The organism is Verrucomicrobiia bacterium, assembly GCA_035460805.1.
Lineage (GTDB): Bacteria > Patescibacteriota > UBA1384 > CAILIB01 > CAILIB01 > DATHWI01.
In genome coordinates, this window is sequence record DATHWI010000028.1 from 1 (window position 1) to 14,318 (window position 14,318).

At 52.2% G+C, this 14,318-nt stretch carries 13 protein-coding genes and 2 rRNA genes; 12 read left to right on the forward strand and 3 right to left on the reverse strand.

Annotation, left to right across the window (positions count from 1 at the left end; genetic code table 11):
• Positions 1–346, forward strand: a 346-nt coding sequence (locus VLA04_00780) for a hypothetical protein (GenBank protein ID HSI20233.1), incomplete at its 5' end; no start/stop codon positions are given.
• A gap of 49 nt (positions 347–395) precedes the next feature.
• Here VLA04_00780 and VLA04_00785 read toward each other — a convergent pair.
• Positions 396–815: a vitamin K epoxide reductase family protein gene (locus VLA04_00785; protein HSI20234.1), complete on the reverse strand. Its 420-nt coding sequence runs from the start codon at positions 813–815 to the stop codon at positions 396–398.
• A gap of 660 nt (positions 816–1,475) precedes the next feature.
• Here VLA04_00785 and VLA04_00790 point away from each other — a divergent pair.
• The 4 genes from VLA04_00790 (at position 1,476) to VLA04_00805 (ending at position 6,207) form a co-directional block, all read left to right on the forward strand.
• Positions 1,476–4,298: ribosomal RNA gene (locus VLA04_00790) — 23S ribosomal RNA — on the forward strand.
• 156 nt (positions 4,299–4,454) lie between these two features.
• Positions 4,455–4,571: ribosomal RNA gene (gene rrf, locus VLA04_00795) — 5S ribosomal RNA — on the forward strand.
• Positions 4,572–4,793: 222 nt separating this feature from the next.
• Positions 4,794–5,360 carry a hypothetical protein gene (locus tag VLA04_00800; GenBank protein ID HSI20235.1) on the forward strand — a complete coding sequence of 189 codons (567 nt, stop codon included), beginning with the start codon at positions 4,794–4,796 and terminating at the stop codon, positions 5,358–5,360.
• A gap of 214 nt (positions 5,361–5,574) precedes the next feature.
• Positions 5,575–6,207, forward strand: coding sequence for a hypothetical protein (locus VLA04_00805; GenBank protein ID HSI20236.1), 633 nt, complete (start codon positions 5,575–5,577; stop codon positions 6,205–6,207).
• 64 nt (positions 6,208–6,271) lie between these two features.
• Here VLA04_00805 and VLA04_00810 read toward each other — a convergent pair whose 3' ends face one another.
• Positions 6,272–6,625 carry a PadR family transcriptional regulator gene (locus VLA04_00810; GenBank protein HSI20237.1) on the reverse strand — a complete coding sequence of 118 codons (354 nt, stop codon included), beginning with the start codon at positions 6,623–6,625 and terminating at the stop codon, positions 6,272–6,274.
• A 104-nt stretch (positions 6,626–6,729) separates the two neighbouring features.
• On the opposite strand from VLA04_00810, the gene VLA04_00815 reads away from it, so the two are divergent.
• The 4 genes from VLA04_00815 to VLA04_00830 are packed head-to-tail and all read left to right on the forward strand — an operon-like array spanning position 6,730 to position 10,869.
• Entirely contained in the window at positions 6,730–7,755 is a 1,026-nt protein-coding gene (locus tag VLA04_00815) for a gluconeogenesis factor YvcK family protein (GenBank protein HSI20238.1), read from the forward strand.
• Entirely contained in the window at positions 7,755–8,615 is an 861-nt protein-coding gene (gene mutM / locus VLA04_00820; protein ID HSI20239.1) for a bifunctional DNA-formamidopyrimidine glycosylase/DNA-(apurinic or apyrimidinic site) lyase, read from the forward strand. The genes VLA04_00815 and mutM overlap by 1 nt, the downstream gene beginning before the upstream one ends.
• 2 nt (positions 8,616–8,617) lie before the next feature.
• The gene (recO, locus tag VLA04_00825) at positions 8,618–9,385 is read left to right on the forward strand and encodes a DNA repair protein RecO (GenBank protein ID HSI20240.1); all 768 of its coding nucleotides are present in this window, start codon (positions 8,618–8,620) and stop codon (positions 9,383–9,385) included.
• A 44-nt stretch (positions 9,386–9,429) separates the two neighbouring features.
• Positions 9,430–10,869: a glycine--tRNA ligase gene (locus VLA04_00830; GenBank protein HSI20241.1), complete on the forward strand. Its 1,440-nt coding sequence runs from the start codon at positions 9,430–9,432 to the stop codon at positions 10,867–10,869.
• A gap of 38 nt (positions 10,870–10,907) precedes the next feature.
• On the opposite strand, the gene VLA04_00835 is transcribed toward VLA04_00830, so the two are convergent.
• Positions 10,908–11,444 carry a hypothetical protein gene (locus VLA04_00835; GenBank protein HSI20242.1) on the reverse strand — a complete coding sequence of 179 codons (537 nt, stop codon included), beginning with the start codon at positions 11,442–11,444 and terminating at the stop codon, positions 10,908–10,910.
• Positions 11,445–11,654: 210 nt separating this feature from the next.
• On the opposite strand from VLA04_00835, the gene mraZ reads away from it, so the two are divergent.
• The 3 genes from mraZ to VLA04_00850 are packed head-to-tail and all read left to right on the forward strand — an operon-like array spanning position 11,655 to position 14,291.
• Positions 11,655–12,086, forward strand: a complete 432-nt coding sequence (mraZ, locus tag VLA04_00840; protein HSI20243.1) for a division/cell wall cluster transcriptional repressor MraZ — start codon at positions 11,655–11,657, stop codon at positions 12,084–12,086.
• Between the two features lie 17 nt (positions 12,087–12,103).
• The gene (locus VLA04_00845; GenBank protein HSI20244.1) at positions 12,104–12,490 is read left to right on the forward strand and encodes a hypothetical protein; all 387 of its coding nucleotides are present in this window, start codon (positions 12,104–12,106) and stop codon (positions 12,488–12,490) included.
• A gap of 10 nt (positions 12,491–12,500) precedes the next feature.
• Positions 12,501–14,291 carry a penicillin-binding protein 2 gene (locus tag VLA04_00850; GenBank protein HSI20245.1) on the forward strand — a complete coding sequence of 597 codons (1,791 nt, stop codon included), beginning with the start codon at positions 12,501–12,503 and terminating at the stop codon, positions 14,289–14,291.
• Positions 14,292–14,318 lie beyond the last annotated feature (27 nt).

Genomic DNA, 14,318 nt, shown 5'->3' on the forward strand with positions numbered 1-14,318 from the left:
CCATGGCTGGACCCCTAGCATGCATGGCGAGCTGCAACGCCGGGACCTGCGGGAAAACGTGGTGGCGTATGTGGAGGTGCACGCTCGCCTTCACACGTATTCACCTAACCTGCAGCGCCTCCTCTTCTTCAGCGGGGATCGTTGCTACTTGCTCCCGGCCGGCCAAGAGCTGGAGGGATTTACAGCCGACGGCTTTATGCCGGTTTCCTGGCAGCAAGGGCTCATGGAAGTAGAGGCAATCGTCCTCCTGCTTCTCAATGGGCTGATGATCCAGCCAAAGTCAGCATACGGGGTCATCCCCAAGCTCATCTCCAGCGAGGTCAGGGACTACGTCCAGGCTTCGTAACAACAAAGGCACCCAACGGGGTGCCTTTTTCATATACCTCTAATCAGGCCTAGCCTGTTGCGCCGGCTACTATCCACATGGCGAAAAGCACAATGTTTACGGCATGTGCCAAGTAGCAGAGGCGGCAGATAACCTTAAGCTTAATGACCAAGGTGTAGATGAGGTAGAAAGAGAGCAGCGTAGAGATGATGGCACCCAAGGCAGCTGGTGCAACAATCCATGGCTTGGCGATAATGGCAGCCAAGACGGTAATGGCGTAGTAGGGAATGCCAAAGGCCCAGTTTGGGATGTTAAAGAAGACGCGCGCATATGGCGTCTTGGAGAGCCGGACACAGCTCCCATCCTTGCAGGTAACTTCTGTTTCTTTGTTGTGCCAGGCGTTGTACGCAAAAATAAGGCTGTCGCCCAGGCCAACAGCGGCTACTCCAGCCATGAGAACGCGGAAAACAATATCGGCAGTTGCAGTCATTTCTACTATGCTACGCTATTTGCCAGCTTCTTAGCAAAAAAAGTGAGGCCCCCGTTTGGGGGCCCCGTGGAGGGCTGCGCGCCGCGACACACGCATTGCCTGGATCCGCCTTGCAGCGGGGTTCTTTTAGGGCGAGGGCCTCTATGTGTTTTCACCGTACCTGGTGGCAGGTGAGTTCTAAAGAACCAGCTAACTGATCAGCCAACATAAGCAGCACGGCTTGATCAGAAGGAATATAACGGTATTATTCTACTCTGTCAAGCAGGGTGAAATGCTAAGGAGTGTCCCAGAGTGTTGACACCCCCCTCTCAGACTGGTATCGTATTTTTTGCACACGTTAGAGAAATGCTCTCGGACCAACCCTCAAATATAGGGCCCGATCATCGGAACTCTTCGCCGCAATTAGCAGCTTTGCATTTGAACTAAGGCCGCTTTTTTTCTTCCCAAAATCAGGAAGACGAAAAGTGGTATTGGTCCAGATGTAAAAATCTGGGGAAATTTGTCCCATGACAATTTGTGTTTGAAGGTAAAGGCAAATCTTGAAATTGCAGAAATGCAATGGAATTGTTTGTGAATGTTTGAGGTTTGTAGATTATTACTTCATCCGGTGAATAACCGGCGAAGTGACGAAAAATGTTTGAAATTACTCGTCATTTTGGAGAAGGGTACACTACGAGCACATGGTGGATGCCTTGACATGTAATGCCGATGAAGGACGTTTGAGCCTACGAAAAGCCTCGGGGAGCTGGCAACAGAGCTATGATCCGGGGATGTCCGAATGGGGTAACCCACTGCATTAAGCAGTACATTACGGTGCAAATCCGTAGTGATGGTAAGCCTGGGAACTGAAACATCTAAGTACCAGGAAGAAAGTAAATCAACGAGACTCCGTTAGTAGTGGCGAGCGAACGCGGACCAGCCCAAACCACATCTTTTGATAGTGGGGTTGTAGGGCCGTATGGGGATATCCCGAGCAGTAAGAAAATTTTGTTATAGACGAATGAGCCTGGAACGGACAGCCAGAGACGGTGAGAGCCCGGTAGTCGAAATAACAGAATCTGCTTGATACGGTACCTGAGTACCATTGGACACGTGAAATCCATTGGGAATCTAGGGGGATCACCCTCTAAGGCTAAGTACATTACATGATCGATAGTGAACAAGTACCGCGAGGGAAAGGTGAAAAGAACCCCTGTTAGGGGAGTGAAATAGTACTGAAACCATGATTGCTTCCTAGAGGTTGGAGCTCCACTTCGGTGGGGTGACAGCGTGCCTTTTGCAAAATGCGCCAACGAGTTTGCTGGTATGGGCAAGGCTAAGGGGTATGACCCGGAGCCGGAGCGAAAGCGAGTCCGAATAGGGCGATGTAGTCCATATCACATAGACCCGAAACTGGGTGAGCTTACCATGGGCAGGGTGAACACTATGTAAAAGTAGTGGGAGGCCCGAACTCGGCAACGTTACAAAGTTGCGGGATGACCTGTGGTAAGGGGAAATATTCCTATCGAACCCAGAGATAGCTGGTTCTCATCGAAATATATTTAGGTATAGCCTGCACTGCTACCGACAGAGGTAGAGATACTGAATGGATCGCCGGGGAGCAATCTCTGGCATCCAACCAAACTCCGAATTCTGTTCGGCTATGAGGTGCAGAGTCAGAACGCGGGGGCTAAGCTCCGCGCTCAAAAGGGAAACAGCCCAGATCGCCGTCTAAGGCCCCAAAATCTATGCTAAGTGGGAAAGGATGTGGAATCTCCAAGACAGTCAGGCAGTTGGCTTAGAAGCAGCCATCTGTTAAAGAGTGCGTAACAGCTCACTGATCTAGTTAAGAGGTTCTGCGCCGAAAATATAACGGGGCTAAGCATAGTGCCGAAGACGCGGGCATACGTTTTATTACGTATGCGGTAGATGAGCGTTCATATCGCAGTGAAGCGAAGGTGGAAACCGACGTGGAGCGTTATGAAGTGAGAATGTTGGCATGAGTAACGAATTTGGCAGGTGAAAAACCTGCCCACCGTAAATCCAAGGTTTCCAGGGCAACGATAATCGTCCCTGGGTTAGTCGGTCCTAAGGCATAGCCGAACGGTGAAGTCGATGGACATCTGGTTAATATTCCAGAACTAGTATAACGTGCCCCTTCTGACGCATTCGCGAGCTTACACAGTGCTATGGATATGTTCTGTGTAGGGGAGTGGGTGACTAGAAAAGGAAGGAAGCTTAGGAAATACTATCCGTACCGCAAACCGACGCAGGTGGATGAGTCGAGTAGACTCAGGTGATTGAGAGAACCCACGTTAAGGAACTCGGCAAAACAGCGTCCGTAACTTCGGGATAAGGACTGGTCGTCGCAAGGCGACCCACAGTAAAAGAATTCAAGCGACTGTTTAGCAAAAACTTAGCTCCCTGCAAACTCGTAAGAGGAAGTATAGGGGGTGATGCCTGCCCAATGCCGGAAGGTCACGAGGAGTGCTGAGATTATCTCAGGGCATGAATCTAAGCCCCGGTGAATGGCGGCGGTAACTATAACCGTCCTATGGTAGCGAAATTCCTTGTCGGGTAAGTTCCGACCCGCACGAATGGCATAACGGTCTTGAATACTGTCTCAACGTGGCCCTCAGTGAAATTCCAATAGCGGTCAAGATGCCGTTTACCGACAGAAAGACGGAAAGACCCCGTGGAGCTTTACTATAGTCTGGCATTGTGTCAGCGCTCTACATGCGTAGAATAAGTGGGAGTCGTCGAATCATCGCTTTCGGGCGGTGTGGAGACATCAGTGAAATACCACTCTTGTATAGTGTTGGCACTCACCTGCAGTAATGATGCGGGAACAGTGCTTGATGGGTAGTTTAACTGGGGCGGTTGCCTCCTAAATTGTAACGGAGGCGTACAAAGGTTGACTTAGCCAGGATGGAAATCTGGCCTCGACGTGTAAGAGCACAAGTCAGCTTGACTGTAAGGGTTACAACCCGAGCAGATACGAAAGTAGGTTCTAGTGAACCGACACTTTAGTGTGAGATTGGTGTCGATCAACGGATAAAAGCTACCCCGGGGATAACAGGCTGATTGCGCCCAAGCGTCCATAGCGACGGCGCAGTTTGGCACCTCGATGTCGGCTCGTCCTATCCTGGGGCTGAAGAAGGTCCCAAGGGTTTGGCTGTTCGCCAATTAAAAGGGTACGCGAGCTGGGTTCAGAACGTCGTGAGACAGTTCGGTCCTCATCTTCTGTCGGCGCGGAAATTTGAGTGGGTCTCCCCTTAGTACGAGAGGACCGGGGGGGACGAACCTCTGGTGTGCCAGTTGTCCTACCAAGGGCAGTGCTGGGTAGCTATGTTCGGTTCGGATAACCGCTGAAAGCATATAAGCGGGAAGCCGGCCACAAGATAAGATTTCTAGTTTGGTTGTAGACTACGACCTTGATAGGCACTACGTGTAAGACTCGCGAGAGTTTGAGCGGAGGTGTACTAATAAACATATACCTTTACTCCGATTGTGACAGGAGTTGTCTTTTGACAATTGCTGTCACATAAATGACGAGTAATTTCTGGCTTTTTTCGTCCTGGTTGCAGGATTTGTCAGACCTTCACAACACAGGGGCCCTTATTACGTAAGTAATTTCGGCCTCATCAAAAAGCACTCTACCTTGGTGGTATGTGCGACGAGGAACCGCCCGTTCCCATTCCGAACACGGAAGCGAAGATCGTCAGCGACGATGGTACTTGGACCGCAAGGTCCCGGAAGAGTAGTTCGCCGCCAAGGTTGAGTGCTTTTTGTATACAAAAATACGCGCCCAGTGCGCGTTTTTTTGGTATCAAAAAAAGCCGGAAACCGTTACTAAGAATGAATTTTAGGCTCTGCTGGCCTATAAGTACTTGCATAATTTCCCAGATAAGATAAAGATGGATGAACCAGAAGAAAGCACCTGTCACAGCGTCGTGTCGGAGAAGTATTTTGGCGATTCTTTGGAGGAATTGAAAATCAGTGACTAGTACCCCAGATATCGAAAAGCGTCGTCCCCTCGTGACCGGGCAGGACCCTTGCGTGTACGCAGAGGTCAAGCAGCATAACGAGGAGTTTTTCCAGCGGACGCCGCAGCTTAAGGCGGTAAGAGAAGTGCTTAGGGACCAGTTCCCGGAGTTCTCCTTTTGCACAAAAGTTTTTCCCCATCAGCAAGACAAGCGTAACTGCTACGAGTTAAGGGAGCGTGTCGCACCCACGTTCGACGAGCCGCAAATCGTCCTCGCGACGGATGGTTCCCAGGTGATCGAAGGTTCCCAAACCGAGATCGGCGACGAGAGCTTCGTGTTCTGTATCGCAGTGTGGAAAACGCTCGTAGGCGTGGAGCTCTTCCTCGTCAAAGACGCGGTGTTTTCCGATGACCCAAATGTCGAGAGAATGATCACTGAACTCACGGCGTTTCGGAACAAGTATCCCTTTGCATATCCTTTCCCGTTCCATCGGGGCAAGCCAGAATTCTGCGATAAGGAGGCTGCTCCTGAGCATGTGGTTGCCGGTGCTTCGCCTGAGGTTGAGCTCGCACTAGCTTAAGCCAACGGACTGTCTGAGTATTTCATGGAGGCCAGGAATTCCTGGCCTTTTTTCTTATTCAAAAAAGGTTTTCAAACCCTATCCACTATGCTATGGTCACCACATGGGTCTTACACGACCTTCTGATTTCTAATTGCATTTCCGGGAGGGCAGTGCATAGAAGGAAGACGTGGTAAGACACCATGGCACGCGGGTCAGGAGGACCCACTTTGACATGAAAGCAGCACGCTACGCTATGTTCAGCGGCATATTAGCCGCTATCGCCAACGCAGAGAGCCTCAGTTCCACCGCAACGGAAACGATTCGCTCTGCCATCCGCAAAACCAAAGGCCTGGTTGGTCGCAAGAACGTGAACGATATTCCAATCGTCTCACTGAGAAGCGTCCGAGCCAAACTGGATTCGTTGGATACGTACGAGCCTACGCAGGGCGCCTACCCGGAGGTTAAGACAGAGTTCTTAATCGTCGACTGGGGCCAGCGAAAGCCAAGCGTTTCCGGACGCGGACAAGGGGTTGAGACCTATTCCTACGCCTTGCGACAGGCTCAGGAGTTCATGATCCTTCTCGGAGTCACCGTCGACCCCGAAACCCCGCAGTCGTTTATTACCGACTGTAGAATCCTCGCAGTCATCGTGGCCGATGAGAGAAACCTCGACAGCGTGGTTGAGGCATTCGCGGATGTTCACATCCCGCACCAGTATTGCACCATACTGGAAGGAAAGATAAAGACTCCTGTACAGGAGTACGGCACTGCAATCACCTACACAAGAGGTGAGGATGTTCCGGAAGTCTCGCTGTTTGCGCGCGCTGCGCGTATCCAGCCGTCTGGCGCTACCGCACGAGCGTAACCAGACAAATAAAGGAGCCAGACAACGTTGTCTGGCTCTATTTTTTTCTTTAAGAAAGAGATGCCTAAAGTGTTGTTGCCTTGCGTACGGCGGGGATGATCTCTCCCCAGGTTTTGGCAGCGGTACGGAAAGCAAGCTTGCCTTGGTCCGTAATGCGGTACACCTTGCGGGTGCGTGAGTTGGCGCTTACCTTAGTGCTATGAATGAGGCCGCGGCGCTCCAAATCGTTGAGGGCGGGGTAGAGGGTGCTCTCCGTTGGAGTACAGAAACCCCAGGAAAGTTCTTCAATTTCCCGTGAGAGGACATACCCGTAGGAGTCTTTGTCCCAGAGTGCCCGAAGAATAAAAAAGCGGATTGCGCTTTGGTTGATCAGTGACCGCCAGTATAAAGGACTTGTCGGGTTTGATGGAGCACTCATGGGTCGAGGTGTTTTAGCTATTTCCATGCTACCATATGCATCGCCGTGTACCAAGCTACTGGTTTTTGGCATACTGAGCATCTGAGAGCCACAAAGTACTACCTATGACCGGAAAGAGAATCGTGGTGATTGGAGGGGGGACGGGCACCTTTGCCGTTCTCCAAGCCTTACGTGACGGTGCAAGTGAGGTTACCGCCATTGTCTCAACGGCCGATGACGGGGGATCCACAGGCATCTTGCGCGATGAATTGGGCGTCCTGCCCCCGGGCGACCTTCGTCAGGCACTTGTAGCCCTTTCTAACGACTCCCAAGTCCTCCGTGACCTGTTTACCTACCGGTTTACGGAGGGAAGCCTGAGCGGTCACAGTTTTGGCAATTTGCTTATCTCCGCCCTAGAGAAAGTGACGGGTACGTTTGATAAGGCCGTCATTGAGGCGGGGAAAATCCTCGCCATTAAGGGAAAGGTAATTCCTGTGACAATGGACCAGATGCGGTTGATTGGCCGCACAGATGACGGCAAGCTTATCCATGGTGAACACGCTATTGAGGAACATATCTGGGGTGGGACATCGACAGTAACTAAGATTGGCCTGGAAAGTGCTTGTTCCGTGCACCCGTTGGCACGGCAGGCAATCCTGCAGGCTGATTTGATTGTGATTGCACCCGGAAGCATCTACACCAGTCTCATTCCCAACCTGCTCGTAGATGGCGTAAACGAGGCGCTGCGAAAAACCAGGGCCAAGGTGGCCTATGTGGTAAATCTGATGACAGAAAAAGGCCAAACAGGCTCATACTACGTACAGGACTTTGTAGACCTGCTTGAGGACTATTTAGGTGATGGCATGGTAGACTTCGCCGTCTTCAATACTGCGAAACCCCGGCCAGAACTGCTCTCCCGGTATAAGAAAGAAATGGAGCGTAGCCCTGTATTACTTGACCCTAAGCGGCGGAAGGGGCTTACCTATCAGTTGGTGGGGGCTAACCTGCTGCGCACCAAGGCGCCAGAGCTTCCGCCTAGTTCGGACAGGTTGCAGGTGACGCGTACGCTTATCAGGCATGACGCGAGGAAGCTTTCGCATGTCCTCAACTCCCTGACCTACCTAAAAGAAGCACAGAAATACCTTAAGTAATGCCTGAACTTCCAGAAGTCGAAACAATTCGCCGGGGGTTGGTGCCAAGACTGGTTGGTAGCCGGATCCGTTCCGTTGATGTTTTGGCGCCTAAATTGGCACGAGGGAATGTGACTGACTTGCACGGCAGGACCATTGCGGAGGTCCGTCGGCATGGCAAGCTGCTGGTTTTCATTTTGGATAACAAGTTGGCGTTTACCGTGCACCTCAAAATGACAGGACAGTTGCTGTGGCGGGGTGAGGGTAAGGATGCTGTCATGGGCGGGCACCCTTCCCAAGGTTATTTGGACCCGCTGCCCCATAAGCACACCCGTATTGTCATCAACTTTGAAGATGGTTCCACCCTCTTCTTCAATGACCTCCGAATGTTTGGCCACCTTACCGTTCTCACCGAAGAGGCGTTGAATGACCACGTTTTTGTAAATGCCTTGGGACCAGAGCCGCTCGAAGAAAAGTTTACGGTGGAATACCTACAGGCGCGTTTGCAGCGCAAAGCCAAGGTGTCACTGAAGGTATTTCTTTTGGATCAGACCAATATTGCAGGCTTGGGGAACATCTATGCGGATGAGAGCTGTTTTAGGGCAGGAATTCTCCCCATGCGTTTGGCTGGCAGCCTTTCCCAGAAAGAAGTTGAGCTGCTGCATGGCGCCATACGTGAAACACTGGAGCTTGCCTTGAAGTTTGGGGGCTCCAGTGCAAAAGACTATCTCAATGCCATTGGTGACAAGGGTACGTACTTGCAGGTAGCAAATGTGTACCACCGCACGGGCCTGCCCTGCACCCGCTGCAAGGTTGGTACCATAGAGCGTATCAAGCTGGCCGGGCGTTCGACGCATTTTTGCCCTAACTGTCAGCACTAGCCATGCGTCAAAGCAAGGCAACAGCCATTATCCTGCATGCTGCAGATATCTTTGATGCGGACCGCAGCTATCTCATGTATACGCGGGAGCAAGGAAAGCTTCGCGCCCGCGCCAAAGGGGTTAGGCGGCCTAAGTCCCGTTTAGCGGGCAACCTGTTGCCGTATGTGACAACGGAACTCGAGTTTGTGGTAGGGGAAAGTGGCTGGGAACTCATTGTCCAGGCGCAAACCCATGAGACAGGGGGGTATCCAGAAGAGTCCCTGGCCTTTTTCCAGTATGCCGAACTGATTGCGGAGACGGTGGATAAACTGCTTCCTGACCGTGAAGCACACCCTGAGTTTTTTGATGGGCTTGAATACACGCTCGACCGTATGCGCCACTTGTGTGCAAAGGATCCGGACAAGGGGCTGCTCATGCTCATTGTGGCCGAGCTGGTGTTCAAGCTCCTTATAGTTTTGGGATACCACCCAGAACTGGAGCGGTGCGTAGTAACGGGGGAAGCGCTTACCCCACAGGGTCTTGCTTGGAGTAGCCAGGTTGGCGGGGTGGTTAGTGAAGAGGGGATGCGGAACATGTCGGTGCCTAGTATGCCGCTGCGTTCATCTCGCACCGTGGTATTGCTCAGGCAACTGGCGCGCCCCCAATTTGTGGCAGAGCGCCTGGCAATGGACGAGGAAGTGCGGATAGAGACCTGCCGTGTCATCTTTGACTACTTGCAAACACAGTTGGGAAAGCCCCTTAAAAGCTATGTTGTGTTGGGCCAGCTGTAGGTCCTGTACCTTACAGGCAAGGATAAATCTGATAAGCTAGCTTCATGGAAAACAAGCTCCCCACCCTCGATCCTATCGTCAACTTAGCCAAGCGGCGCGGTATTTTTTATAACACCGCAGAGCTTTACGGCGGCGCCAACGGTCTCTTTGACCGTGGTCCTTTGGGTGTGGAAATGGTGATGCGCATCAAGCAGCTGTGGTGGAAGCGCTTTGTGCATCGCCGCGATGACGTGGTGGGATTAGATGCTGCCATCATTACCCCCGCAGTTGTTTTGCAGGCCTCAGGCCATACCGAAAACTTTACTGACCCACTCATTGAGTGTCTGAAATGCCATATCCGTCTGCGTGCTGACCATTTCCTTGAGGAAGAGTCAGACGAGGTCTTCTCTATCCGCTGGCGCGATGAGGCAATGCGCATTCGCAAGATTGGGGAGAAGCGGGCTGAAGAGGAGGCACACAGCGCTCGTATGAAACTTAATGACGAGCAGGTACTTACGTGTCCAAGTTGTGGCGAATCCCATTTTACGGAATCCCGCAGCTTCAACATGATGTTCAAGACACAGCTGGGTGCGGTTGAAGGGGCAGGTGCTGAAGCGTACCTGCGGCCAGAAACTGCCCAAGGTATTTTTACGAACTACAAAAATATCCTGGATTCCTACCATAAGAAATTGCCATTTGGTGTGGCGCAAATTGGTAAGGCATTCCGTAATGAAATAACCACTGGAAACTCTATCTTCCGTATTAGGGAGTTGGAGCAGGCTGAAATTGAATACTTTGTGAAACCCGGTGAGGACGAGGCGTTCTTTGAACATTGGAAGGGCGAGTGGTATGCCTTCCTGACAGAAGACATTGGCCTAAAGCCAGAGATGCTACGGGAGTATGAACATCCAAAGGAAAAACTTTCCCACTATTCCAAGCGTACGATGGACTATGAATACGCCTTCCCGTTTGGCTGGGGAGAGTTGACCGGCCTCGCTAACCGTACAGACTTTGACCTGCGGCAACACATGGAAGCCTCCTCCCGTGACCTTACCTACTTTGAGGAAGAAAGCCGCGAGCGTTTCCTACCGTTCACTATCGAGCCAACGCTTGGTATCGACCGTACCCTTTTGGCAGTACTCTGTGATGCTTACCGGGAGTATCCAAAAGGCCGTGACGGGAATGGGACAGAAATGGAGACAGTCCTTCACCTTCCTAAGCAGCTTGCCCCCGTGCAGGTGGCAGTGCTTCCCCTTATGAAAAAGGATGGCCTGGGCGACAAGGCGCGGGAAGTAGCGGGAATGCTTCGCCAGCACACGGTGACTGTCTACGATGAAACCGGCGCCATTGGAAAGCGCTACCGCCGTCAGGACGAGATTGGTACGCCAGCCTGTGTAACGGTGGACTACCAAACCTTGGAAGATGGCACCGTAACCGTGCGTGACCGCGACACAATGGAGCAGCGAAGGGTAAAGATTGAAGAGCTACCCAGCCTCTGCAAATAAAAAGATCCCCCGGCAATGGTGCTGGGGGATTTTATGCTTCAGAGGGGAAGCGAGCGAGTCTCTCCGGTTGAAGAGGTAATGAGGCAGATTCCGGCACCACCGTCTTCGCCACCTTCCCAATCGAAGGTGCAATCTGGGAAGAGGATGGTGAGCAGTTCATCGTAACTTTCGGTCACGTTGGCTGCGATTTGTTGTATTTCCAGACCGAGTAGCCCGGGGGTTAAGGTGAGCAGGTAGTCGCAATTGACCTGGCAAGCCAAGTGGCTGAACCGCTCTGTATGGCGCTTGAAGGGGCTGGTCTTCCAGCTAACGGTAACCCGAAAGCTATAGGTCCTCACGCTCTGACGCACATAGGTCCGCTCAGTCACAATGCTTACTTTAACCTTGGGGAGGCCGAGGCCTTCCAAGGCGTAAACAATGCTGTGGCCAAGCTGTGTGAAGTTGGGGGGTACGGTGAAACCCGGACCCTGAGGCGTATTCAGTCGGTAGGACCAGCCACCTAGGATGATTTGGACATCATCTCGGATGGCTTGGATACGCTCTTCGTTGAACTCTCCAAAAGGTACAAACAACATGGAGAGATAGTGGCATATCGGGGTTTCCCTGTCAACGAGAAAGAAGGAAAAGTATCAAAATCGGAGGTGAAGTACCTTGCTCAAAATAATAAGTGGATCCCGAACATCTACCGAACCTGGTTGACACACCTGTGAAAGGGGTTGAGAATGGGAACATGTGGTCCGAGGTGGGGCAAAGTGGAGGACCCGCAAAATAGCTAAACCTGGAATATGTTCATCGGTGAACACCGACACAGTATCGACGAGAAGGGACGCATCCAGGTCCCGGCGAAATGGCGGGCCCAGTTGGCCGAGGGGGCCGTTGTAACCAAGGGGTTCGATGGTTCCCTCAAGCTATACCCTGTCACTATGTGGCAGGATATAGCGCTCAATCTTTCAAAACTCCCTCAGAGCCAGGCGGCTTCCCGTGCATTTGTACGGCAGACCCTTGCTGGCGCAGTTGACCTTGAGCCTGATAAGCTTGGCCGGTTTGTCATTCCGTCGTACCTACGACAGTTTGCTTCACTGACCAAGGAGACAGTGCTTGCGGGCTTGGCTGATCACGTTGAAATATGGGATGTCAAAACCTGGGAGAAGTACCAAGCGGGCATTGACCCAACTGCTCCTGAATACGTCCAGACACTTACTGAAATCGGCATCTAGCCCAAAGGAACACACGCATGGGGGCACGTTACTCTCGCACATCTGGATACACCATTTCACGAAGGACCGCATCAACGCGGCCTACGGTTCGGACGGTACAGCGCAAAGTGGCGCTGGGGCCTGTGGCAGCCAAGCTTGTTGGGCTAGGGGTTCTCGCCGTTCTGGCTATCCTCATGCTAACCTCTTCTGGCCGGAGCAGCACCAGCCTATATGACCAAAACAAGATGCGCCAGGAAATCAGCGAAATTAATCGCGATACTGAGCAGCTGAAGCTAGAGGCCAAACGGGCGCAGTCACTACAGGAAATCCAGCAGACTGCCGTGAAGCAGCAGATGGTACCGGCTGATGATGTAGAATTCATTGAGAAGGGAGACGTGGCAGGGGCATCCACGGCTGCGCCGTAACCCATTGCCCATGTCACCACGCGCCCGAGTTGGGATACTGATAGGAGTAATGGGCCTCATGACCCTGGCGTTAGTCGGGCGTATTTTTAGTATCGCCGTCCTTAGCCATGACTCGTACTTAGCCAAAGCCAAGGAGCAGCAGCAGGTAGAGCGTGATATTTTGCCGCGCCGTGGCTCGCTGTACGTACAAGATGCGTCCAATGGCACATCCGTGGTTGTGGCACAGAGCATTGAGCGTTTTGCCCTCTCGGCAACGCCCAAAAATGTCATTCGTAAAGAAGAGTACGCCCGCGTGTTATCCCAAATCAGTGGGGTAGAGGAGGCAAGGCTCCGGAGCTCTTTTGACAAGAGCGGTTGGTACATGGAGCCATTCATGCACAACCTGGACAAGAGTCAGGTGGAAGAGATTGCCCAGAAAATCTGGGAGATAGAAAAGGCGCACAAGGCCGTTTTCAAGCCAGTCAACGTTAACTTTGATTCTGCGCAGGGCGACGTTATCCATTACTTGGGTGGCGTGTTCTTTGTGAGGGAATATGAGCGCGTATATCCGGAAACTGCCCTCCTGGGGCAGGTCCTTGGCTTTGTGAACGATAAGGGCAAGGGCCAGTATGGCTTTGAGGGCCAGTACGATGCCGAGCTTAAAGGGTATGCAGGCCGTGTCAGTTTGGAGCAAGACAGTAGGGGGACCGCCCTGAAAGAGTTCCAGCAGGTGGATGGCCAAGACGGCACAAGCTACGAACTGACTATTGACCGGAATGTGCAACAGGTAGTTGAGCAGGAGCTCAAGAAGCAAGTTGAGGATTCCGAGGCTAAAAGCGGTTCCGTCATTGTTATGGACCCTAAGACGGGCGGCATTATTGCTATGGCAAACTACCCAAGCTACGCTCCGGCTGAATTCCGCAACCTTGGGAAGGATCAGATAGGGCTATTCGACAACCCGTCAATTAGTTCTGTTTGGGAACCGGGAAGTATCTTTAAGCCCCTTATCATGAGTGGCGCCTTGGACCAGGGTCTGGTGACCCCCAATACTACCGATGTGTTTGGTGCGAGCGTCAATGTTGACGGTTACACCATCACCACCGCCTTGGACAAGGCATTTGGCAAGGAGAGTATGACCGATGTGCTTACTAACTCGGATAACGTAGCCATGGTCTGGTTAGGTGAGAAGATGGGGAACACCATGATGGGTGATTACCTTTCGCGGTTTGGCTTTGGATCGCAAACCGGTATCGACTTGAAGAACGAGATCTCTGGCAAGGTTAACCCGCCGCAAAGGTGGAGCAACATCCTTCGTGCTACCACCACGTTTGGACAAGGCATCGCCGTAACGCCTCTCCAGATTACGAGTGCCTATGCCAGCATTGCCAACAATGGCGTGCTCATGCAGCCGCATGTAGTGAAGGCGGCAATTTCAAGTGATGGCGTGCGTACGGAAACCAAAGTGGCGGCAGGGAAGCAGGTGCTGAAACCACAGACTGCTACCGACATGCGAAACATGCTCACGGCTGTTGTGGTGCACAACCACAAGCGGGCGGGTGTAGAGGGCTATAAAGTGGGGGGAAAGACGGGTACCGCCCAGGTCCCTGACCCGGACAAACCTGGGTATATTGAAAACGCATACAATCACTCCTTTGCGGGGATGGCGCCTGCTGATGATCCTAGGTATGTCATGTTGGTGAAAATTGATCAGCCTAACCTGGAAAAGGTTGGCCGGTTTGCCGAGGGAACGGCAGTGCCCCTCTTTGGGCGTATTTCCAGGTTCCTGCTACACTACTATCAGATTCCGCCTACGAACAAATGATTCGATAAACAGCAATGAGAGCCATCG